The sequence below is a fragment of the Thalassotalea nanhaiensis genome (assembly GCF_031583575.1).
Classification (GTDB): domain Bacteria; phylum Pseudomonadota; class Gammaproteobacteria; order Enterobacterales; family Alteromonadaceae; genus Thalassotalea_A; species Thalassotalea_A nanhaiensis.
In genome coordinates this window covers 2,555,360-2,580,704 of the sequence record NZ_CP134146.1, presented here as the reverse complement: position 1 = coordinate 2,580,704, position 25,345 = coordinate 2,555,360, and the positions used below count along the sequence as shown (strand labels likewise).

Annotated in this window: 15 protein-coding genes; 11 read left to right on the top strand and 4 right to left on the bottom strand. The window is 38.8% G+C overall.

All coding sequences use genetic code 11. The features are described from left to right. Positions 1-31: 31 nt before the first annotated feature. From RI845_RS11295 to RI845_RS11270, 6 genes are all read left to right on the top strand, one after another. Positions 32-3,751 carry a S8 family serine peptidase gene (locus RI845_RS11295; protein ID WP_348386273.1) on the top strand — a complete coding sequence of 1,240 codons (3,720 nt, stop codon included), beginning with the start codon at positions 32-34 and terminating at the stop codon, positions 3,749-3,751. A 55-nt stretch (positions 3,752-3,806) separates the two neighbouring features. Further along, positions 3,807-7,928 carry a S8 family serine peptidase gene (locus RI845_RS11290; protein ID WP_348386272.1) on the top strand — a complete coding sequence of 1,374 codons (4,122 nt, stop codon included), beginning with the start codon at positions 3,807-3,809 and terminating at the stop codon, positions 7,926-7,928. 68 nt (positions 7,929-7,996) lie between these two features. Next, positions 7,997-9,361, top strand: a complete 1,365-nt coding sequence (locus tag RI845_RS11285; protein ID WP_348386271.1) for an Lcl C-terminal domain-containing protein — start codon at positions 7,997-7,999, stop codon at positions 9,359-9,361. 26 nt (positions 9,362-9,387) lie between these two features. Continuing rightward, positions 9,388-9,894: an Lcl C-terminal domain-containing protein gene (locus RI845_RS11280; RefSeq protein WP_348386270.1), complete on the top strand. Its 507-nt coding sequence runs from the start codon at positions 9,388-9,390 to the stop codon at positions 9,892-9,894. Between the two features lie 38 nt (positions 9,895-9,932). Then, positions 9,933-13,310, top strand: coding sequence for an FG-GAP-like repeat-containing protein (locus tag RI845_RS11275; protein WP_348386269.1), 3,378 nt, complete (start codon positions 9,933-9,935; stop codon positions 13,308-13,310). A 505-nt stretch (positions 13,311-13,815) separates the two neighbouring features. Next, the gene (locus RI845_RS11270) at positions 13,816-15,324 is read left to right on the top strand and encodes a DUF1254 domain-containing protein (RefSeq protein ID WP_348386268.1); all 1,509 of its coding nucleotides are present in this window, start codon (positions 13,816-13,818) and stop codon (positions 15,322-15,324) included. A 259-nt stretch (positions 15,325-15,583) separates the two neighbouring features. On the opposite strand, the gene RI845_RS18815 is transcribed toward RI845_RS11270, so the two are convergent. The 4 genes from RI845_RS18815 to RI845_RS11255 form a co-directional block, all read right to left on the bottom strand. After that, positions 15,584-15,889: a cytochrome C oxidase subunit IV family protein gene (locus RI845_RS18815; protein ID WP_405054010.1), complete on the bottom strand. Its 306-nt coding sequence runs from the start codon at positions 15,887-15,889 to the stop codon at positions 15,584-15,586. 1 nt (position 15,890) lies between these two features. Beyond that, the gene (locus RI845_RS11265; RefSeq protein ID WP_348386267.1) at positions 15,891-16,508 is read right to left on the bottom strand and encodes a cytochrome c oxidase subunit 3; all 618 of its coding nucleotides are present in this window, start codon (positions 16,506-16,508) and stop codon (positions 15,891-15,893) included. Beyond that, positions 16,509-17,207, bottom strand: coding sequence for a hypothetical protein (locus RI845_RS11260; protein WP_348386266.1), 699 nt, complete (start codon positions 17,205-17,207; stop codon positions 16,509-16,511). A gap of 124 nt (positions 17,208-17,331) precedes the next feature. Continuing rightward, the gene (locus tag RI845_RS11255; RefSeq protein ID WP_348386265.1) at positions 17,332-19,779 is read right to left on the bottom strand and encodes an FAD-binding oxidoreductase; all 2,448 of its coding nucleotides are present in this window, start codon (positions 19,777-19,779) and stop codon (positions 17,332-17,334) included. A gap of 123 nt (positions 19,780-19,902) precedes the next feature. Here RI845_RS11255 and RI845_RS11250 point away from each other — a divergent pair, with 123 nt between their 5' ends. The 5 genes from RI845_RS11250 (at position 19,903) to RI845_RS11230 (ending at position 25,272) form a co-directional block, all read left to right on the top strand. Next, positions 19,903-20,778, top strand: a complete 876-nt coding sequence (locus tag RI845_RS11250; RefSeq protein ID WP_348386264.1) for a helix-turn-helix transcriptional regulator — start codon at positions 19,903-19,905, stop codon at positions 20,776-20,778. A 198-nt stretch (positions 20,779-20,976) separates the two neighbouring features. Then, entirely contained in the window at positions 20,977-22,602 is a 1,626-nt protein-coding gene (locus RI845_RS11245; protein WP_348386263.1) for a DUF1254 domain-containing protein, read from the top strand. A gap of 86 nt (positions 22,603-22,688) precedes the next feature. Then, entirely contained in the window at positions 22,689-23,507 is an 819-nt protein-coding gene (locus RI845_RS11240) for a hypothetical protein (RefSeq protein ID WP_348386262.1), read from the top strand. Between the two features lie 193 nt (positions 23,508-23,700). Then, the gene (locus RI845_RS11235) at positions 23,701-24,102 is read left to right on the top strand and encodes a hypothetical protein (RefSeq protein WP_348386261.1); all 402 of its coding nucleotides are present in this window, start codon (positions 23,701-23,703) and stop codon (positions 24,100-24,102) included. 72 nt (positions 24,103-24,174) lie between these two features. Beyond that, positions 24,175-25,272, top strand: a complete 1,098-nt coding sequence (locus RI845_RS11230; protein WP_348386260.1) for a saccharopine dehydrogenase NADP-binding domain-containing protein — start codon at positions 24,175-24,177, stop codon at positions 25,270-25,272. Positions 25,273-25,345: the final 73 nt, after the last annotated feature.

Genomic DNA, 25,345 nt, shown 5'->3' with positions numbered 1-25,345 from the left:
TTGCAATTAATAGATTTACAAGAGGACAACAATGATTTTTAAATCATCTACCGTCGCTTTAGTTGTCTCAGCAGCATTTGCATGCTCCGCTAACGCTAGCGAAGTTGAACAAGCAAATAAAATGCTTACTGCTGGAGAATTATCAACAGGCGCAAACTTAACTTCTGAAGGACAAAGTTCTTTTAGAGCAAAACATGAAACTATGGGTGTATATTTCATTCGCCTTACGGCCAAAAGTGGTCTAGATAAAGCTCACGCTGGGTTAGGCAATGATCGTAGCAGTGTTTTAGTCAATGTAGAAAAACAACAAGATTTAGTAATGGCGGCGATTCGCGCAGCCGATCAAAGTGCAGTTTTAACTCGTAAATCTCGAATGTCTGAGAATGCCCTTTACGTGCAAATGAATCATTCAGTTGCAGACATGCTAGCATCTAATGAGCATGTAGTAAGTGCACAGTTATTGAGCGAAGAGCCAAATTACACTGCTGAAAACGAATTTAAAAAATACCCTTTCTTAACCGTTAAAGATGTTGGTGATGATATCACTGTTGCTATTGTTGGTAATGGTATTGATTACACTCATAAAGCTTTAGGTGGTACAGGTACTGTTGCTGCTTTTGAACAAGCAACGGCTAACCGAAGTAATGCTTGGGATGGTTTCCCAACAGACACTGTTATCGGTGGTCTGGACTTCTCTGCAGGTGCTGAAGGTTATCACTATGTAGATTATAACCCTATTGAATGGGCCGAAGATGTTAATGTTGAAGCTGGCGCTCTTGCTTCAGGTACAGCTGTTGCTGCACAAGTGTTAGCACAAGCCCCTGATGCTAAAATTATCTATTATAAAACGTACGACTGGGCTAATGCTTATTTTTACCCTGTATTAGACGTAATCGTTGATCCTAACCAAGATGGTGACATTAGCGATCGCCCAGATGTAATCGTTTTAAACAGTTTCGGTAACTCAGCATTTTATGTTGAAGATGATGTATCTCCTTCTCAACCTACACGTGATATTGGTCTAGTACGTCGCTTAAGTGCTACAGGCTCTTTAGTGGTGGTTGGTGCTGGTTATACAGGCTACGATTCTTATTTTAATCTGGCTTGGCGCGCAGCTGTTCCAGAAGCATTAACTGTTGGTTCAGTTAAAGTTGATGGTGATTCTGTTACTTTATCGCCATTTACTCCTGCCGGTCCTACCCGTGGAACGCAAACTTTAAAACCTGAAGTAGTAGCACCTGCAGAACAATTTGTTGGTCCTGTTGCTGGTTCTGGTGATCAGTTTGCTGAAGTTATGCCGCATCATAATTATGCAGCTGCGTATGCTGCTGGTACTGCCGCTAGAATTTTAGCGCAATATCCACAATTAAGTCCGCTTGAAGCAAAAGCATTAGTTGCCAATACCGCACTTGCTGATGGTATACAAGGTTCAACCGCTGAAGTGTTTGAAGGGGCTTCGAAAACGACAGTACCAGAAGTATCATTTATGGGTACAGGCCTAGTAGATGGGGTAACAGCTGTTACTGCCAATGCTGTTGTTTGGGAAACGGGAACCTATCAACCTGGTTTAGCTTTTGGCTATGTTGAAACGCCAAGTTCGGTTTCTGTTACACGTGATTTAACCATTAAAAACTTAACTGACCAAGTACAATCGTATGCGGTTAGCAGTCAACTTAATGGTAATAAAGCCAGCAATGATGCGATTGGTTTTATTCACCCTGCATCAATTAATATACCGGCAAATCATTCAGTAACATTTGCTGTATCTTTAACCATTGATGTAGACAATTTAGGTGAATGGCCGTTTAAACAAGGTACTGATTTAAGTATTGAGAATTGGATTGAAGCTGCCGTTAATGGTTACTTAGTGTTTAACAATACAAGTGACGAATCAGCGCAACTGAAAGTTCCTTTTCAGGTATTCCCTAGAGAAAGTAAATCATTAGAAAAATCAAACTCTTATGGTTCTACAAAAGTTTTACTTGAAAGTGATGAGTGGAAACAATTAGTCAGCAATGAAGGCAATTGGATTGAATCTAATATCATTGATTTAACGAATACCACAAATGCGGCGAAAACTTTCATAGCGATGCCATTGATGCATAACGTACCTGTAATCACCCCGTCAAAGGTTGGCGGTCAAGGTCATATGTATAAAAATATTGGTGCTAATATTGTTAACGAAGAAATGTGTGAAATCTCAGGTAAGAAATTATCTGTAGTAGTTCAAATGTTTGATAAATTTGACGTGCCAATGGCAGAGCATTTCGATAAAGCAGGTCATGTTTTAAGCTACTTTAAGGCTTACACGGAAGAGCATGCCAATGCCTATCATGATTCACCGTTTGATGCTGAACGAATGGCTGAAGATGCTGATAAAATCTTCGCCATTGATGTAATTACCAATAATGACGGTACATTAGAAACACGTTATATTGATTTCAACATGGAATTTAATCCTTGGATCTCAAGGCAGAAAGTTTCAAAATTGGCAACCGATGTATCTGCAGGTGACGATACTGTAGTAGCCAATATTTGTCTTGAAGAATTATATCATCACGATATCCAATCAGTTGAAGATTTCAATCAAAAAATTGGCTGGCAGTTCGCTTCTGACCGTGATGCACAAGCGGGGATCGATGGTCCTTTAATTCGCTTTAACCCAATTATTCATGGTGATTACTGGGAAGAAGTAATTGATCATACTGGTGAAGATGGTTATCCAAACTGGTGGGACACTAATTGTCAGCCAAAATCTTGGAATCCTGACAATTGTATTGAGGAAAAAGTAAACTTCTTGGCGACTACTGCTGGTGTGGCACTAATACCAGAAGATTATGATCCAGAAACAGAATTTGATTGGAGCAATTGGTCAAATAAAGTTGTTATCGAACCTGGTCGTTCTGCACGTGTTCTAGCTGGTTTAACATTCCAATGTAATCCTTTCGTATTCAGTATAAATAATGTTGTTACACATAAAGATTGTCCTCCAGGGGTAATGCTGTTTGAAATGGGTAATGATAATACTGGTTTTAGCACAGTTGCCCATGGCGCTGATGCCAAAGTTAAGCCGGGCCAAGGCTTTAGCGTTTATGAAAACGTAGAAAATGGCCATGTTATCGGCAAAGTAGCAATGTCTACTGAGCAGTTCTTTATTAATAGCGAACGTAGAGGCGATATTCATTTAGTTAATGCTTTGCCAGGTACTCCTTTTGCGGTTTCTGTTGATGGCGTGATCAGTGTTGCTAATGCAGATGCTATCGATTACGAAGAGACAAAGTCTTACACCTTAAAAATTACTGCTGATTACGAAAACCGTGATGCACCAGTAGATGATGTTGAAATTGTTGTTGCTAATACCAATGATATCGCACCAGTGATTATAGAAAGCATTGCCGGTGTAACTATCGTTCAAGGTGAACAGATGACTGTCAATGTTTCGGCAAACTTTGCTGAGATGGAAGGTGATGGAGTTACATTTACAGCCACTAACTTACCTGCAGGTTTAGAAATCAGCTTATCGGGTGAAATTTCTGGGGCGGTAACCAATGCTGGTGAATATACATCAACAATTACGGCACATGATGGTGTGAATTCAACTTCAACTGATATGACGTTCTCAGTTAGTGCTTCAACAAGTAATTCAAATCCGTCTACAGCAGATGAAACACAAAGTTCAGGTGGTTCAACTGGCTTGTTCTTCATTTTATTTAGCGCCCTAGGCTTTGCCGCTCGTCGCGCTTACAAGTAAGAATTACAGACATTAATTTTGAGAGGCCAAAGGCCTCTCATTAGAGGAAATTATTTTGAAATTTAAATTAAATAAAATAGCTCTAGCATTGCCGCTAGGGATCATGGCTCTAGGAGCCACCGCTGGTCAATATCCAGATGATATCCCAACATTTGAGTTAACACCTGTTCAGCAAAATGCTCAATACAAATCGAATAAGGCACACTTTGAAGGTCGCTACTTTGTATTATTAAAAGACGAGCCTGTTGCTTTATACCAAGGTGGCATTGAAGGTTTTAAAGCCACTAACGTTACTGCATCAAAAGGTGTAAATGTTACAAATACTGGTAAATTAAATCTAGCCAGTTCAGCTTCCGTTGTATACGGAAACTACTTGGCATTGCAACAGAATAAAGCGATAGATAACATACGTAAAACGCTTGGTCGTGATGTGCAACTACAAGATAGCTTTAAAATTGCATTAAACGGTCTTGTTGTTGACTTAGAAGAGCATGAAGTCTTAGCACTTCGAAAAATGCCAGGTGTATTGGCTGTTGAAAAAGAAGAAATGCAACAGTTATTGACCGATGTAGGTCCACAGCATGTTGGCGCACCAGCTATTTGGGATAATCCTGATATTGAAGGCGCTAAAGGTGAAGGGCTTGTTATTGGTGTTATGGATACCGGTATCGCTTCTTACCAAAAGAAAGTCTATAGCTGGTCAGGTGCAGCAGGTTTTGATAACGTGCCATTTACTCCTTCATTTGCTGATATTGGCGGTGATGGCTATGATCACAACAATCCAAATGGCGAAGGTGTTTACTTTGGTGATTGTGTAGATTCTCCTTATTGGTGTAACGATAAGCTAATCGGTGTTGTATCATATCGAGGCTTTAGATCGGTTGCGGGAATGTCAAGTTCAGACATGCGCTTTGATACAGGCCAAGATACTCATGGTCACGGTACTCATGTTTCTTCAACGATTGCTGGTAACGTAGTTCATGACGTGAAATACCCAACTGTTTATCCACACATGGAGCAAAGTTACAAACATCAATATTATGATTCAGAAATGACTGTTTCAATGAGCGGTGTTGCCCCACACGCTAACATTGTTTCTTACCAAACTTGTAATGTTTATGGCTGTGCGCCAAGTGCCGCTGTTGCTTCAATTGAGCATGCCATTGCCAATAATGTAGATGTATTAAATTACTCTGTTGGTGGCGGCGCATCTTCACCTTGGTTTACTGCTGATGCTTTAGCATTTTTAAGTGCTCGTGAAGCTGGTATTCATACTGCTGTTGCTGCTGGTAACTCTGGCCGAAATGGTGAAAAAACAGTTGGTTCACCGGGTAACTCGCCTTGGGTAACTACCGTAGCTGCATTAACTCATTCTCGTGATTTTACTGAAGAGAAAACCGCAACATTTAGCGGTGGCGCAACAGAGCTTGCTGATTTAATTGGTAAGGGCGCAACATCAGGTGTTGGCTTAGATACACCATTAGATGTTGTTTATGCTGGTGATGTTGAAGCGTCTTCAGGTGCTGAAACGGCCGGTGGTGTAGGTTATTGTGGTAAGTATTCGTTACCTGCTTATTACACTGCTGAATCTGTTGAAGGTAAAGTGGTAATTTGTCGTCGTGGCGGTGTTGATGCCGATGGCGAGCCATTATCACGCTTATCAAAAGGTGCTGAAGCTCTTCGAACTCGCGCAGCTGGTATGATTTTCATCAACTCTGATGAAGAGTATGACAATGTTGCTAACGATTTGCATGTACTTCCAACAGTACATTTAAATAAAGCTGATGGTGAAACTCTTTTAGCCTGGTTAGGCGAAGGTGAAGGCCATAAGGTTAGCTTTACAGACTCTGAACTGGTATTAAATGAAGATAAAGCAGACATTACTGCGCCATTTACTTCACGTGGTCCAGATTACTTTACCGGTGATTACCTTATTCCTGATATTGGTGCTCCGGGGGTTGCTATTTTAGCAGCAGGTCTTGGTAATCGTATGCATAGCTCAGCGAACCCTGTTTATGCACAAATAAATGGTGATGCACGTTTCATGGATGGTACATCGATGGCAACGCCACATATTGCCGGTATGTACTTGTTAATGAAAGCAGCACAACCTGATTGGACACCTGCAGAAGCACAATCGGCATTAATGACGACTGCCTTTACTGCTGTTACTGAAGATGATGACTATGATGGTGTGAAAAATCGTGCCGATATGCATCGTACTGGTTCAGGTAGTGCACGTGTTAATTTAGCAATTGAAGCTGGTTTAGTACTTAACGAAACCCGTGCAGGTTATTTAGCTGCTAATCCATATGCTGAACAGTTTGGTATGGTTGACAGCATTGAAGGGTGGCATGGTCAGCCTCATCAAATGAACATGCCTAGTCTTTCTAAAGGCGAATGTTTAATTGATTGTTCATGGACTCGTACGTTTAAAGCCACCAAAGATGGTAGCTGGAATGTGAGTTTTGAATATTATAATGAAGGCTTTAATGTAACGGCGGATCAAGAAACGATCAGCTTAGCTGCGGGTGAAGAAGCGGTAATTAACTTTACAGCTGAAGCACTACAGGGGTTAGCTGATGAGTGGGTAAATGGTCGTGTAGTACTTACACCTACTGATAATTCTATGCCTGTACAAACAATGCCAATTACGGTTAACTTCATTGCTGGTATTGCTCCTGATATTACAGAAGTAACGGCAAAACGTACCAACGACTCTGCTCCTGTTAAAGGCATTGTTACTATTGGTACTGACGAATTACAACTGAGCAAATCAGGTATTGCTAAAGCAGACGTTTATGAAATTGAACTTATGCGAGATGCTACAAATAATCAAATTTGGCATTGGCAAGAAGAAGATAACAAAACCATCTATGCTATTCCGTTAAACGTACAAGCGGATACTAAACGTCTAGTTGTTGATGTTATGGAAACAACATCACCAGATGTAGATATTTACGTAGGTATTGATGCCGATTTGGACGGCACCGTTTCTACTGCTATTGAAATGGGGTTAATTCGTTATATGAGTGCGCAAGCAGACTCAGATGAATTAATCGATATTGTTGATCCAATTCAAGATACTTACTGGGTATTAGTACATAACTGGGCTGAAGGTCCTGCAGAACTTGAAGAACATCAAATGGTTTGTGCTGAAGGTGAGGAAGCTGACGAAGGCATGGAGTGTGCAGAAGCACCAATCATGGATAGCGTTAAGTTCTCTGTTACCAATGTGACTTATGATGATGAATCAATGAGTGTAAGTGTACCAACTGCGGTAGCCCCTCGTGAAGAAGTTGTGACTCGTGTTCAATGGGATCAACCAATGATGCAAGATGATATCTATCATGGTGTATTCTGGTTGGGAACCACACCAGAGTTAAACCAGAATATTGGTGCGGTACGTGTAAATATGGTTCGTGGTGAAGATGATGTGACCATTAGTGAGCCAACTATCAATGGCGATAAAATTGTCGTAACTTTGCGTGTATCAGCAAATAATAGTGGTGAAAATCGCGATTATGACTTCCAAATGATGTTATCTGAAGGTGTCAACGTTGATATCTTACTTAAAGATGATGTTGTTGAAGGTGCTTCAATGCAAATGAACGCCGATGAATTTACTTATGCTGTAGAAAACAACAACTTAACTTGGCAGCACACACAAGTTGATGGCGCAAATGCATTAGAGTTCAACTTAGTGTTGGATGCTTCTGAAGTACTAGGCTTAATCGATGCAACACCTGTTGTTACAGCTGGTGTAAATACGAGCTCAGCTATGGAAACTAAATCATCTGAGCCAGTGTTTTATGCCGGTCGTCCAAGCTTCAGTGTAAACTCTTCGGTTGATACTGTTAAAGAAGGTAAGCCAGTAACGTTATCAGCAAGTGTTGTTGATGCTGTTATTGATAACCCTGAAATATCGTATCAATGGACACAAGTTTCAGGTCCAGCGGTTAGCTTGATTGGTGCTGGTGCAAGTGTAAGCTTTGATGCTCCTAAAGTATCTCATGATGAGGTTGTGACCTTTGAAATGATTGGCTCTAATGGCGATAAAGCAAGTTTCGCAGAAACAGTATCTGTGAATGTTGAGAACAAGAGTAGTGGTGGTACTACTGGTCTTGGCTTCATCATCTTAGCTGGTTTAGGGTTGTTTTCTCGTCGTAGAAAATAATCTCTAGATCTAAAAGGTAATAATGAAAAAGGCTTCTGCATGCAGAAGCCTTTTTAATAAGGTGATGTATGAAATACACAATCAACAAAATTAAATTGCTTATCAAAACTGCTCTTTTATTTAGTTTATTTTCTTGTGGAGGAGGTGGAGGTAGTTCTGAGCCAGAAGAAGATACACAGCCAGTAAAATCAGTTAATCAATTCCCTGTGGTTGATGCAGGTTCAGATGTACATGGCTATGAAAGTTCAATCTTGACCCTCAATGCTTCTGCAAGTGATCAAGATGGCTTTATTAGTCATTATCAGTGGCGACAAACTGAAGGGGTGAGTGTAAATATTATTGACCCTCAAAGCCCAATGGCAAGCATTGAATTACCAAGCGTAGATGAGCAACAGGTTTTGACGTTTGAAATAACCGTTACAGATAATGAAAAGGCAATAGTTTCAGATAGTGTGAATGTTGTAGTTATCCCGGTAATTGAACCATTAACTGTAGAAATCATCAGCAAAGGAAGTGTCATTGAAGGTGGTGAAATTTCTTTACAGGCTAAAATAAACTCGGCAGATGAGCAACAGCTTACATTTTTATGGCAACAACTTTCTGGTGAAACAGTTGAGTTAGTAAATGCAACAGAGCAAGTGATGACATTTACAGCGCCAAGCGTAACTCAATTGAGCCATTTAACCTTCCAAGTAAATGTGTCTGATAACAACAATAATCAGACTCTTGCCGATGTTTCTATTGCTGTTACCAATATACCTGAATTGAACATTACAGGGTTGAGCAATGATACGGGCATTGATACTTGCTCAGATGAATCAAGTACAGAACTTGATTGTTCTAATGAAGTTTTTGCAGGACAAGATGGCACCCATGGGCGGGACATAAGTCATCATGACAACAGCAATGGTCATGCCGGATTTGATTTTACTAAGATATCAGCTGATGGCAGCGAGTTATCAACTGACGCCAATGAGTGGTCATGTGTACGTGATAATGTCACGGGGTTTATTTGGGAAGTAAAAACAGTCGATGGAGGACTACAAGATAATCAGCATACCTATTCTTGGTTTGAAAATGATCAAGGGTTTGAAAATGGTCAACCTAATCTAGGTGTTTGTAGTGGTTCAGATTGTGACACATCCAGTTATGTGCAAGCGATAAACCAACAGGGCTTGTGTGGCGCTAATGACTGGCAAGTTCCGACTATAAGGCAATTACATGGCTTAATTGATTACAGCCGTAACCAGTTTGGCGTAGCAACTTCATTCGAATATTTTCCTAATACTTTAGCAAGTGAATATTGGTCATCGACATTATTTTCTACACCGTTATGGGGCTGGAGTCTTAATTTTTATGATGCAACGATGAAACAAACGCTGCAACAAGCTCCGAAAAATTTACGCTTAATTAGAAGCCGTAGCTCAAACTAAGTTCGCCTAGCGATAAGAGATTTATAATGAAATTAATCAATAAAACCCTGGCTTTAATCTTTACTACTGTTGCTTGCAACGGTTTTGCCGCAGCTTGCGAACCAATTATCGAAAATAATGAACAATATATTGTGCATAGTGATGGCACGGTAACCGACACAATTAATGGCTTGATATGGATGCGTTGCCGTCTAGGAGAGTCTTGGGATGGCAGTCAATGCATAGATGAAGCCGTTGCGTATAGTTGGAATGATGCACTAGCAATGAGCGAAACATCAACCTTTGCCGGACACAGTGATTGGTATTTACCGAATATCAAAGAATTATTTTCTACTGTTGATTTAAGTTGTGCGTTTCCTGCTGTAAATGAAACCTTATTCCCAAAAACCGGAATCGCAGCATTTTGGTCTTCAACTCATAACAGTAATGACGCTGCAGAAGCCTGGACGATAGAGTTTTATCGCGGTGAGCCGGTATTGTATGGAAAGGCAAGACAAAACTTTGTTCGTCTTGCTCGTAAAGTTTCACCTTAAACGTTGTAACAATAAACTTAACCAGATCAGAGAATTAAATGATTGTAAATACACCTAATGTAGCCAACATGCAGACAAGTGCATCGGCAGTTGTTGATAAACGAGTGTTGTTAAGTGGCTTGTTACTATTAATCTTGATGATAAGCTTTTGGTCCTTATCCAGGTATCCCGCATTAGATTTAAAAGCGGCGATGTCTGATACGTTAGGCGTTGCCGGAGGGTTAAGTTTTGAGTCACATTATGACTTGAGCAGTGTAAAAAATATAATCGCAAAAATAGGTTATACCTTACTTAACTGGATACATGTGAATGAGCGGGGCATGTTATTTGGCTTGGCATTGTCTATTGTTTTATTAGTGTTGTTACCGTTAGTTGCGAACCGCTTACCACAAGGCAAATTTTCGGCCATATTATCTGGATTGATGTTAGGTATTCCTATGGGGCTCTGTGTAAATTGCGCAGCGCCTATTGCCTATGGTTTATACAAAAAGAATGTGCGTGCAGAAATGGCGCTGGTGACGATGCTAAGTTCACCACAACTCAACATTATCGTGTTGATGATGGCATTTAGCCTTTTTCCGGCTTATTTGATACTCATTAAAATAAGCTGCTCTTTATTGTTAATTTTCTTCATTGTGCCTGCTATCGTAAAAAAATTCGATGGTGAGAGTCCTAACTTTTCTTCATTGCAAACGTCAAATCAAAGTACCAACCAACAATGTGAAATAGCACAATCGTATAGTTGGGGGCAGGCAAGTGTCTGGTTAATTAAATCCTTATTTACGCAGGCAACATGGTTACTTAAGAATGTACTGCCATTGATGTTACTTGCGGGGGTTATCGGCGCTACGTTAATCACGCTTATGCCATGGCAGCAAGTGATTTCTATATTGCCCGCAACGAATGGCAATATGTTCATTGTTGCGGTACTGGCGTTAGCGTTATTTGCATTAATTCTTCCTGTTCCAATTACCTTTGATATTATTTTGGCGGCGGTACTGTTCGCGAATGATGTTCCTATTGTCTATATCGCGATATTACTTTTTACCTTAGGCAGCTTTAGTATTTATTCTTGGTTTGTTCTTGTAAAAGCCGGCGCCATAAAAACCGCCAGTAGCTTAGCCCTTAGCATTCTTGTTTTGGCTGTTGTTGCTGGTATGGCAAGCGATTATTACCAGCGTAATTATGTTGAAAGTGATACCAATAATGCTTATCGCCAATTGTTGCAATCACCAGATAAAGGTGAGAATAATCAATCATCAGTAAATACAAAACAAGACAATGTTAAGCCTAAGTTAGATAGCAAAAAACAACGCATCTTAGAAGCAAAGAAACAATTCTTAATAGAGAATAAAGAGCAATTTTCAGCTCGTGAATTTACTGCTATACAAGAGTTAAATACAGTAAAAGAAAACAGAAAGCTGCCAAACAGAATAAAGACGTTGTCGCCTCCTTTGGTAATTAAAAACACAGTTGATTGGCAGGCTTGGTCGGGTAATGAACAAATTTACTATCAAAACCTAGCTGATAAACGTGTCGGCCAAAATTCTTCAACTGATTTAGCCGATAGCCCCTTGGATTTTAGTTATAAAACAGCGGAAGTACTGGGATTTGAGTATCATCCCAAACCCTTGTATGAACAATTTGTTGTACCATTTATTCAAATGAATTCATTGGCTAGTGGTGACTTTAATAATGATGGTTGGATAGATATTGCTGTTGGAACTTATACTGGTGTTTATCTGTATGAAAATATAGGTGGAACATTCCAGTTAGCGTCGCAAAATAAAGCCTTTGAATTTGATGACAATATTGTCGGTGCTGTTGCACTTCAAGATATGAATAATGACGGCTGGCTTGATTTAATATGGAGTAGTGACAAGCTTGGTGGCTTTGTTGCTTATAACCAACAAGGTGATTTTGACCACGTTATTTCATTGCCAGTAGACAAGCGCATTGCTTTTGCCGTGGCCTTTGACGATATCAATAATGATGGCCAATTAGATATTTTGTGGGGGCAATATTTCAATGAATGGTTGTACAATACAGAAAATCAAAATGTATTGCTTATGCAACAAAATGGCCAGTTTATTGAGCAAGGGCTGCCTGGGCCTCCTGGTTCAGCGTTAACCGCGTTATTTAGCGATGTTACTGGTGATGGTAACAGAGAGTTAATGATTGGTAATGAGTTTGACCAAGCGGATATACATTATCGCTCAGTGTTAACTCACGATTTTGAAAGTTGGAATGACTATTGGCCCGCTGTACCTCATAGCACCATGAGTATCGTCTCAGCAGATATTGATAATGATTTAACATTTGAAACTTATCATGCGCAAATCACCCATAACCCAACTAGCGGCGATTTACGGGTACCATTAATTAAAAAACAAGATTACTTTGATAAGCATTGCCATAAAAACGACTCTCAAATGTGTGTAGAGCTCGAACAACAAGTCAAAACTATGTCTGCAAATCGTCGCAAAATGGCCGGCTCTTGTCTGAGTATTGAAGGCGATGCAAAATTTGAATGCTTAGCGTTATTGCTTACACGGCCAAATATTCGTGATAGTTACGAAGCCGTTCAAGTAGAAGAACGTACCGAATTGTGTGAGTTATTAGCTTCGTACTCTACCGAGTTACGAGATCATTGTGTGCATAAGCTAATGATTATTGCTGAGCGAAAAGCAAATGAGCTGCAGCGAATAACGCAGACAGATCAGAGTGCCGGTGATGGAAACGTTATCAAACCCGCAAAGCAGATCAAGCAGGTAGGTAGGGTTAATCTGTTGTATAAACACAATCAAAACAGCCAAGCTACTGAGGTTGCTAAGCAATATGGGATAGATATAACTGGCTGGGCCTGGAATGCTAAATTTGCCGATTTAGACGGTGACAGCTGGCAAGATTTGTTCGTTGTTAATGGTTACAGTGAACAACAGGCAATGACTTCAAATGCTTGGTATAGAAACATCAACGGCAATAAATTTAATGAGCAAGCGGCAGACGTTGGTCTGGAGTTTTTTAAGGATATGCTCAGTTATTTATATATCGATGTTGATAATGATGGTGACTTGGACATTATTGGATTTGATATTCAAGGCCACTTACATTCATGGATAAACAATGAAAATAACAACAATCATATTCAAATTGAGCTTCGTGATAGCAAAAATAATATTAATGGTATCGGGGCAAAAGTCGTTATTCGATACGGTGAAAATAACAGCAAACATCAAATTAGGGAGGTAAAAGCCAGCGGCGGATTCTTGTCGATAGATGCCGCAATTGTACATTTTGGCGTTAAAAATGCTGAGCAAGTACAGGAGATTGAAGTCATTGACAGTGCAAATGTGTTACATACTTTTAAAGGGCCATTTGAAACAAACCGGCGCTACAGACTAAACCTTAAATAAAATCAAATAGTTTAATAAAATAAATAGCTTATATCCAAAACCTATACTATTTTTTACATCAGGAATGATGGAATGCCAACTTAACAAGGATGTTATAAAAGTTGGTTCACATCAGGGATGATGGAATGCCAACTTAACAGGAGCCGCCCCATCACATCCATGTGAATGCGGCATTCATTACATAGTGAAAATCATGTTAGAAGGTCTTTTGTTTACATCAGGGATGATGGAATGCCAACTTAAAAGAGGGCGCTCCATCACATCCATGTGAACGCGGCATTCATTACATAGTGAAAATCATGTTAGAAGGTCTTTTGTTTACATCAGGGATGATGAAATGGAAAGGACAATTGTAAGTTAATTATCTAATTTAGTTATAATGCAATATGCGTCAGGGTAATAATTGTGATTAACAATCATCATTGGTATTAATTTATCTATTAACATAAACTTTACCCATCATTTAGGAACACAACTTTTTAGATTTTATTTAAGGAACAGCGTTATGAAAACATTTAGTAAAAAACTTTCTGTAATTGCCCTTGCAACTATGTCTTTGGCGAGTATTGCACACGCGGAAACATCACCTAAGTATAGTGCAAATGTCCCAAGTGAAATCATCACACCTAATCATGTTAAGTCACAGTATTTAGGTGAGATGAATTATGTTGATGGTGCACCAACACAAGAAACCTTTAACAAAACCCGTGATTTTGTTGATACAGCAAACGCAGTACGTCTATTTTTATCAGGTATTCCAGTGGCATCAATCCAAGGGTTACTCGCTGGTCATGAAAGTGTTGGTATGAAGCCTAATCAAACGATCGGTATTTCTGAAGGTAATTTAACCGCTGAAAGTATTTGGTTAACTGCAAATACAACAACTCCTTATGTCACCAGTGAAGTAGACCTAAAAGATGGTCCAGTTGTACTCGAAGTAGGTACACCTATATTAGGTTTGCTTGATAATGCAGCGTTTAAATTTACTGATCGAGTTGGCGTAACACACCCACAAGATCAAGGTAAAGGTGGAAAATATTTCATCTACCATTCATCTTACAAAGGAGAAGTTCCTACTGGTTATATTCCAGTTGAATCAGAGGGTTATCAGCATTGGCTATTATTGCGTATCGTTGGCAACCTGAATGAAATGCCAAAAAATATTCAAGCATTGAAGGACACAATGAAACTGTACCCTTATGACAAGCCTGAGCAAAAAACCGAGTTCATCAATCTTACTGGGCTTAAGTACAACACTGTGCACGCAATGAATGAAAAGTTTTACGATGAAATTAATACGCTTATTCAGTATGAGCCGACTGATCTTTGGGATGAAGAATGGCTAGGCATTGCAAAAGATCTTGGTATTGAAAAAGGTAAAGCATTCAAACCAGATGCTCGTATGCAACGTATCTTTAAAGAAGCGGCAAATATTGCAACCGCAGAAGCGCGAAGTGCTAACTTCTACCCAAGCAAAGAAATGATGGTTTATGATAACCGTCATTGGTCAACACCACTGATTAAAGGGCATGAGTTTAAAGATGAAAATGGCGTTATATCAGTTGATGAACGCACTGTATTTCACTTTATGGCTACTGGTATTACTCCTGATATGGTGCCAAAAGAAAGAGGCAAAGGTTCGGCTTACCTAGTAGGTACTCGTGACTCTGAAGGTGAACTATACGATGGCTCTAAGCACTATGTTGTAACATTACCTAAAGACATTCCTGCAAAACTATTTTGGTCATTCATGATTTATGATAATCAAACGCGTTCAATGCTTGAAACAGATCAGAAGAATTCAGGCGTAGATGGTTTGAATAAAGGCATGATCACCAATGAAGATGGTAGTACAACTATTCACTTCTCAGCTAAAGCACCAAAAGGTTGGGAAAATAACTGGGTACAAACCAATCCTGAAAAAGGTTTTAACTTATTATTTAGAATATACGGACCAACAGAGTCATGGTTTGATCAAACTTGGCGACCAAGTGACTTAGTTGAACAGAAATAAACTTCAAGTTCTGAGTCAATAATCTTAATTAAAACACTTCTCCGGAAGTGTTTTTTTACATCAGGGACGATGGAATGCCAACTTAACAGGGATGTTATCAAAGTTGGCTCACATCAGGGACGATGGAATGCCAACTTAACAGGGACCGCTCAATCACATCCATCGGCAATTGCTCCTGCATAGCTCTACTACACGACATCCATGTCGTAATGTGAACGCGGCATTCATTACATCGTGTAAATCATGTTCTAAAAGTTGGTTAAAATGGGAATACAAGCAGCGTTAGCAACATAACAAATACGCAGATACACCAAACATCGAGTGCTATTTTTAACGGTAAAGGTGCGTATTTAACCTCCATAAAATAATGGATAACTAAACGAATTTTAATAAAGCTAACAAGTAAAATAAATGTTGTTGCTAATTTAGGAAGAAACAGGCTCTCGCCCCCAATAAAGAAAGATATTAAGGTAAATAGTATTAAACCACTCCACACCAGAATATCTGTATTCAGCAATGTTTTAGAGTTTTTAGTAATGCTGGACACAACGTTTGAATAATTCATATTATTTAATCAAATATAGTAAAGAAAAAAGTGCTATCCATAATAAATCGACCATATGCCAAACAATACCACCACTTTCTAAATGCTTAATAGAGTCTTTGCTTAATGGGGATTGATTTGCTTTTAACCTTTTCCATATAAACACTAAAACCCCAGTAGCAACAATTACATGTAATAAGTGTATACCGGTTAACATGTAGTAAAACATGAAAAAATCATTAGTGAGTAAAGTAAAATCATTACTTACTTTGTCACTGTATTCAAATAATTTATTAATGAAAAAGGTTATGCCAGTAAAGATAGCTGCTAATAGCAGTTTATTTACCAAAGCAAATCGACCGATTCTAGCTGCATGTAACGCCAACACCACAAATAATGAACCCGTGAGTAATAACAATGTATTAATAACACCGATGGTTTGGCTAAGCTCTGCTTGTGAGGTAACAAATAAGCTATGTTGCTGACTTCGTTCCCAAGCATATGAACCAAACAATAACGTGAACACTAACATATCACCAAACACAAACATCCACACACCAAGCTCACTTGGTAGGTAAGTTTGCTTAACATTACTTTTAACTTGCACAGAGAAACTTTCAGCTTTATTTGTAGATATCATTTAGAGTTGTGAAACTAGTTCAGCTGGATCGTTCGATTGTAGCAATACAACACTTGTTACAATGTACCATCCAAAGAAAGCAACGGCAGGGATCCAAAAGGCGATTAGCCCATCCCAAGCAAATGGTCCGTCTACAAAAAATATCAACAAACAGCCGCCATAAGCTAATACTGCAAACCAAAAGTTTAGAAAAGCAAACCAACGAGGAAAAATTGGTGTGTTTTTATCATCACTTAACACCGCTAACCCTAGTGATATGTATGAAACAGGAATAAGTGACACTGGCCAAATTAGCAAAATAAAGGCAAAGTCATTGAATGCTTGAATAATTTCAGGACTTCGGTCTATGCGATAACTCGCAACCGCCCAGGCACAAATCAAAATAAATAAAAGTCCGGCAACTGCCGCACTAACAATGATGAAGGTTGTAACCAGGGTAGAGCTAGAGTTTCTCATTTGCTTCATTCGAGTCACTATTGCTGACACAAATGGTATCGAAAAGCTCAGCCCTATCATCATAATGATCAATCCAGTTTTTATGCTAGCGTTATCGACGATGTATATGTTGGCAATTTCTACTGCGGTAGCGGATGGTGGCAAAGGGGGCATAAATCCAGCAAAGCCAATAAAACCTACCATGAACATTATACAAAACATCGGTCCGCACAATGCACACAATTTAAAATACTGGTCTTTCATTTAATATTAACTCTAATTCAATTTATAATCTTATAGAGTAACGCTACCCCAGTTTAAGTAACCACAAAATTAAATAAGCGTTTTTTATAAAAGAAGCATGCGAATTATATAAATTAATTCTTAGTTAATTCGCACTCATCTGTTTAACCTGTTCTTCATGCGTTGCTTTTGAGCTAAATAATGCATTTTTAATCACTTTTAAAATCATCCCTGGCTTTAATAGCGTTAACACGTGCTTATTTAAATGCGCCACATGCAAATAGCCTCGAAATGCATCTGCATCTTTACTGGCCAAATCTAATACTTGGTTTACATACCAAGTCAATAATGGCGTATAAAAAGGGCGTTTACCATTTACCCAAGGGTAGCGCAGGTTTTGCTCACTAATAACAAACCATATGTAGTCAAATAATTTTGCTGAGTTTTTATAATATTGCTTTGCAATACTCTCCACTCGCTTAGGCTTTTTAGAAAGGATTTTTTTTAACCCTTGTGCTTCTAATATGGCTTTAGTCATACCGGCACCAGAAATAGGATCTGCGCTGCCCAACGCATCACCAATGGCAATGAAACCATTAGGCACTCGCTTTAGCTTTTCATAATGACGACGAAACATTTTTGGATACTTAAAGGTTTTAGGCTCAATTGTTGGCTTCAATTCTTTAATAAACTTATAAATATCATCTCTTACCAACCCCTTTGCTCTAACTAAAAATTCATCATGGCTGCGGATCACTTCATGGCAATCATAGGCGCCTATGGTGATCAACAAATTACGTTTGTCCTGACCATATAGCGCCGCATAGCCAATCGCTTTATTTGTTGGTCTGCGTCCATATAAAAGTAACATGCCCCAGTCTGGTACTTGTTCAGGTGTTAATTCAAATAAACAGGTTGTGTAGTAAATATTTACGTTTTGATCTGTTTCCTCTGGTGCATCAAAGCCATGATTAGTCATCAACTTAGGTAATTTAGTGTTTTTACCTGATGCATCAATTACTAAATCGGCCTTTATGTGCTCACCACTTTTAAGTGCAATACCTTGCACCGTTGAGTTATCTGCACTCATCAAAACATCTTCAACTTCAGATGAATATTGATAACTAATATTATTGTAATTATTTAATTGCCTGCGTAATACAGTTTCAAAGATACGACGTGGCGCTGCCATAATTGGAATGTTTGACTCGAACACGTGTTTCCAGTGGCCATGTTGAAAAATTCGATAGTCTCGTGATGAGTCATAGGCTTGTGTTCCCGCGTTTTGTAAATCGGTTAAAAAGTTAGGGAATAGGGCATCTAACTCACGTTGACCACGCTGTAATAGGTGGTGGGCATGATGTGCCTGTGGTGTGCTATGTCTAACTTCATCAATATGGTGATGTTTGTCGCGCTCTAATACAATTACTTGTTGAAATGTTTCGCTTAAAACTCTGGCTGCAACCATGCCGGCGATACTACCGCCAATAACAACCGCTCGTTGATACTGTTTACCTAAGTCAGGTTTGTTAATCACCGTTTGCTCGGCAGGTACTTTTGATTTCGCGGTTGCTTGCGTGGCGACAAACTTTTCAGAATAAAACTTGGTATTAATTAGTTCATGCTCTTTAAACCATGATTCAATAGCGTTTAGCATTGGTGGAGGACCACACATATAGCAATCAGCGTCCCCATTGAAACAGTCATCTTTTGATAAAATGTCGGTGACAAAGCCTGTTGGACCTTGCCAATTTTCTGTTGGCTCTACAGGAATCAAATAAATTGAAAGGTTGGGTAATGCTGCTTGTAATATGGCTAGTTCATCACTACAGCAAAACTCAGCCACTTGGTTAACACCGTAATATAAAGAGATCGGCTGACTCGTGGAGTTTGCTTGCTGGGCGAGTTGTTTTAGCATGACGATAATGGCAGAAATCCCCGTACCGCCGGCAAAAAATAATGTTGGGCGAGTTATCTTTCTTAAGTAAAAACTGCCATTAGGTTGTTTTAACTCAATGTTATCACCAACCTTAATGGTATCGCGCAAGTAATCACTCATCACACCATGGGGTAATAAACGAATGATAAACTCCCACTGGTTTTCACTATTGCTGACATTGGCAAAGGAGTAACTGCGCCAGTCTTCACTGCCAGGTATATTCATCGAAACAAATTGACCAGGCTGATAATTAAGTTGGTTAATTGGAGTCGCAGCTTTAAGAACGAGCTTTGCCGTGTTTTGTGAGATTTCTTCATATGCAATAACGATAGCAGTTATGGTAATGTCAATACCCGGCTTGCAAAGGCTTTTGGGGTAATCAAAATGTAGCTCTGTATCGCTATTAACATGCATAGTACAAGGTAGTACCATGCCATTGTCTTTTTCATGTTGGCTAAGAGCGGTATCTTCAGTGAGATGATATTTACCCTTAATGCAATTACCTGCACAAACCCCGCACAACCCCTCACGACAGTCGTTGGCTAAATACACCCCATGTTGTTCTGCTTTTTCTAATAAATTCTCTTGCTCATTAATAATGAATTCAGTTTGCTGACTGTCGCTAAAATGAAATTTAACCTGATGTGAAGCCATTTATATCCCTTAAAATATTATTATCTAGTCGTTAACAACAGAATAACGTAGATATAAATGATGGTCTTTTATAAAAAGTTGCTGTATTTTATAAAAAACGCTTTATTTGGTTAAGGGCAAAAATTGCAAAATTCAAACATCAAACGAACCAAACAAACAATACAAAAGTTATTATCAACTGTACCAGTTGCCAGTTTTATCATGGGGAAAGATCAGAGTTTTGGTGTAGAAAGATATGTTTGCAGTGAAGTTAAAGGTCACGTGCCCCCCCTACAAAGTTTTGTTCTTGGCGTACAGTTTTCTGGTGCTCATATTAAAACCTTTACAACAGAAGGTAAGCAAGATTTATCAACAACAAGTGCCATAACCATTTTTCCTGCAGGTGTTGAAACCGCTTTTGCCATGTTAGGCGATGTAGATTTTGCTTTGTTAGTCATTGATCCAAGTACCAGTCCTTTAGCAATGCAGTTATACCAAATGGCCACTATGCTTGTTTCAGTTGTGATGATCGGCGATCCGGTCCTTGATGCGTTAATTAGGCAGCTGCTAGTGATTGCTCAACAACAAAGTAAAGCAGAACAGCAGTACATTGATGCCATTTATAAAACAATTTTATTGCATACTAAACGGATACTTTTAAAACAAAACACCCATAGATTTAAATCTCATTCGTTGCAATTAAACCGTGTTCGAAAAAGTGTTGAATACATACATTCACACTTAAGTGAACGGTTAAGTGTGTCATTGCTCGCCAATGAGTTATCGGTGAGTGAATCTTATTTTCGTAAAATATTCAATGATGTTATGGGCCAAACTGTGCATCAGTTTATTTTAACCACACGATTAAATAGGGCGAGGGAGCTGTTAATTCATAGTAGCTTCAGCATAAGTCAGGTAGCGACAAATCTTGGGTTTAGTAGTCAAAGCCATCTCACTACTCAATTTAGTAAAATCTATCAAATATCACCTGCACAGTTTCGTAAGAAAATTAAGCATTAACCCACATTGCATAAACCTAAAGCCTGATATTAAGCATCTTTGGCGTTTATTAAGTGATGATTAGTAAAATGCATATGTTGCATCTTTGTCTTTTTATTTTATAACCTTTATGCATAATTCTTGATGAAAACAAACAATTATTCAAACAGCAATTGTAGGTATATCATTTATCGCAATTACTTAATCAAGGAAACTCAAATGGCTAAATTTTCTAAAAAATTGACTACACTGGCTGTTACAATTGCGTTGGTTGCATCATTTCTTATACCTGCTCAATCAATGGCAAAAGAGCAACCAACGAAAGGCTTTAACGAAATTATACCGACTGAAATTATGACGCCTGGCACGGTGGAAACACGCATAGGTGATTTAAAGTTTTATGATGGTATTCCTACCGACGAAACACTACAAAAAGTCTATGACAACTTAGATTTTATTCGTGGTGTTGATGTGTTTTTAAACTTTATTCCGGCAACCTCTGTTGAAGGTATTCGTATAGGTATGAAAAGTGTTGGCGTTGATGACTCTAACGAAGTACTCGTTTTTGATGATTTAATGGACTCGACACCATTATTTTTAACCGGCAATACCGATACTGTTTATGCTGCGGCAATGCTGGATTTAGAGAGAGATGGCGCTACTGTCGTTGAAATACCAGCAGGTGCTGGCCCTGGTACTGTTAATGATGCATTTTTCCGTTTTGTTGTAGATATGGGAGCACCAGGTCCTGACGCGAAGAAAGGTGGAACATACATAATTTTGCCACCTGATTATAAAGGCGATTTAACACCAACTTTAAACGGCATGGAACATCGAGGTACGGATACCCGCGCAACTGTGATGGTTGGTGGTAAAGAAACTAAAGTATGGGTGGCACAATCAACCAGTTACAATAACTGGTTGATCTTACGTGGTTTCTTAAAAGACGGTAAACCTGACCATGCATCAAACATGTGGCGTACAGGCTTAAAAATATACCCTCTAAAAGATGCTAAGAACCCTAAAGAGATGAAATTTACTAACGGCTCTGGCAAGTTCTTTAATACTGTTCATGCCAATGACTATAAGTTTTATGAAGAGCTATGGCATGTACTGCAAAAAGAACCTGTTTCATTTTTAGAGCCAGAGTTACGTGGGCAAGCCGCAGCTATTGGATTACAAAAAGGTAAGCCTTTTAACCCTGATGCTCGCATGAAAGCGATATTAGAAGATGCGGTTGAGGTGGGTAATGCAACTGCACGTAGTATTGCCTTTAAAACACGTGAACAATCAGCTTATTTATTTGAAGGCAAGCAGTGGTTTACTGGCTTTATCGGTCGTGATTATCGATGGTTAAAAGATGGTGGGGAAGGCGGTCGTAATATGGACGCACGCACATTGTTTTTCTATTTAGCGACGGTAAATACACCTGCAATGGCATTACAAATCCCTGGAGTAGGCTCTAATTATGCTTTGACTACTGGCGATCAAAACGGTGAAATTTTATACGGTGAAAAAACCTATCAAGTGACGCTGCCAGCAGATGCACCGGCAAAAGATTTTTGGTCAATGGTAGCATATGACCCACAAACACGTTCAGAATTGCAAGTACCTGGAGGCTCTAAGTATCCAAGTAAGAACAATAAGCGCGATGATTTAGTGTATAACCAAGATGGCTCAGTAACGTTATACTTTGGCCCTCAGTTGCCAAAAGGAAAACCAGCAGCGAACTTCACTGAAACGACACCAGGTAAGGCATGGTTTGCCATGTTACGTTTATACGGGCCATTACAACCATGGTTTGATAAAACTTGGGCGCCAAGTGATTTTACCCTAGTAAAGTAGCAGTATTTCGCTTAGGTTAACTACAATGTGGTCAGGCATATCAATTAAATTTGGTATGCCTGCCATTTGCTAAAGGAATAAATAAAATGTCCAAAGTAATATTTGCATTAATGTTAAGTGCGCTGAGCTTGAACGTATTCGCCGCTAACGAACAATCTACCGATGAAGTTGCAAAAGAGCTGGCTAACCCAACGTCGGCGCTAGCGAGCTTACATTTTAAATTTCAAACCCGTACGTATGAAGGTAACTTACCAAACGCTAATGGGCAGCAAAGTAATTCAATTTTATTTCAACCGTCTATGCCTTTCCCCTTAGATAACGGCGCAAAAATACTTTTTAGACCGGCTATCCCTTTTTATTTGGACACTCCGGTGTTTACTGGCACAGACTTTAGCGATGAAAGTGGCATTGGTGATTCGAGTATTGATTTAATGTATTCACCAAAAGCTGTCGATGGCGTCTCCCACGCATTTGGTACATATATGACATTACCTACTGGAGATGAAAAGATAGGCCAAGGTGAAACAACCACTTTAGGGCCAGAGTATTACTACGTAAAAATGAACCCGACAAGTGCAGTAGGTCTGTTAGCGTTTCATCATTGGGATGTCGCTGGCGATGTTGATGTCAGTCAGTCAACGTCGCAAATATTTCTTGTTGCTTTACCAGGAGGTGGTTGGAATTATGGCACTCAACCAACTTTTACCTATGATTGGGAAGATGATCAATGGACTGTGCCATTGAATTTCAATGTAGGTAGAACGGTACAGTGGAATGAACGACCTTGGAAACTAAGTGTTGAACTTGATTATTATGTTGAAAAGAGTGAAGACTTTGGGCCAGATTGGATGCTTACGTTTAGAATTTCTCCTGTGGTCGAAAATGTTATGGCCAATTGGTTTTAGGTGTAAATACCGTAAGGTTAAAACAAGCCCAATGATGAGAATGCCAATCTATTTAGACTGGCATTTTTATCTATAATTTTAAATTAAGTAAACCCACCTGGTTATTAAATATTCACCCAAAAGGGTAGTATTTCATTTGTGACAAATTAATTAAATTTGTTAATCCTTTTGTATTTTCAGGCTAAGAGACTTTATGTCTAGTCATCGATTGAATTATTATCGAAACATGTTTCTATCCGCTGCGATATTTAACTTTTTTGCGGGTTCTACGCTGTTGTTTATGTTTTCTGAGTTCTATGTATTCATCGGCGGTGAAAATATCCAACCATCTGCTTTGTTTGATGCATTTAGAATATTAGTGGCTTTATTGGTGTTGCTTTTTGGTTTCGTTTATTTGTATATCAGCCAAAATATTCAAACAGAATATAGCAGAGCTCTATCAACAGTGAGCCTAATTGGTAAATTGGTATTTTTCGGTGTGTTCAGTACCTTTGCTTTCGCAGACCAATTGCCAATGGGATTGGCAGGTTTGGTATTTTTAGATCTTGTTTATTCTTTATTATTTTTAGAATATGTTCGTTATGTAAAAGGTTAACGTTCATAACTTAATTACGTCATTCATTGATAAGCGCTACTCAAATCAATCTTAATCTTATATGAGAAAATCATGAACATTATATTACTAGGTGCAACTGGCACAACGGGAAAGCTTGTATTAGAGCAGTTAACGAAAAAAAATATAAAACCAATACTCGTTGGTCGAAGTAAGGAAAAGCTTACTGTTCTTTCGAGTCAGTATGATAGTTTACCTATACATATCGCTGACGCACAAAATTTTGATGATTTAGCGGAGGTAGTTAATGAAGGGGATCTGCTTATTTCTACGGTTGGACCTTTTAATGAGTTAGGAAGAATACCTGTGAAAGTTGCCATTGAAAAGGGTGCTCATTATATTGATTCTAATGGTGAACCAACTTTTATTACTCATGTATATGATGAATATAAAGATCAGTTAAAAAATAGTCAGTCTTTGATTTTGACGAGTAGTGGATTTGATTATGTACCAGGCCAGTTTCTTGGTGCTAAGTTAGCCAATGATCTCGATGAAAAAGTATCAACAGTCAATATTTTCTATACCAATCAACAGGGAAGATTTGCGAATCTGACAACAGGCACCATTTCATCTTTATTCGGTGCTCTTACAGAAAAAGGTGTGTTTTATAACGATAACAAGCATTATCAGCACTTTTTAGGTGCAAAATCACATACCATAAAGACTGATGGAAAAATTGTTAAAGGTATCTCTGTAGCTGGTACAGAAGGTTATGAACTACCGACTCTTTACCCGCATTTATCTAATGTTAACGTTTATCTTGGTTGGTTTGGAAAATTTGGCGGTATGATCGCAGGTTTCAATAAACTCCAACATAAACTATTGAAAAGCAGGACTTATTTGAAGTTTACAAAAAAATTGCTATCTGCCATTAAAGTGCCGCAAAGAACATGCCCTAAAATTACCGCAAAGGATGAAGATCCTTCTCTGGTTATTGCCCAAGCTTATGATAAAGATGGAGCGTTAATACAAGAATACAATCTTAAAGGCCATAATATGTATTACTACACCGGTGAAATCATGGCTTGGATGGCGAGTAAAATAAAAGCAGGCGAAATCAATGAGTATGGCGTTATCGGAGCAGTAAGAGCTTTTGGCATTGATGAATTAGAAAAAGCACATGCAGAAATTGATTTTTACGTAGAAAAATAGTTGTTATTTATCGTCGTTTAGGTTGTTTATTTTAGTAAACTATTTAAAAGAAAGCTTAATCTGAAAAATATAT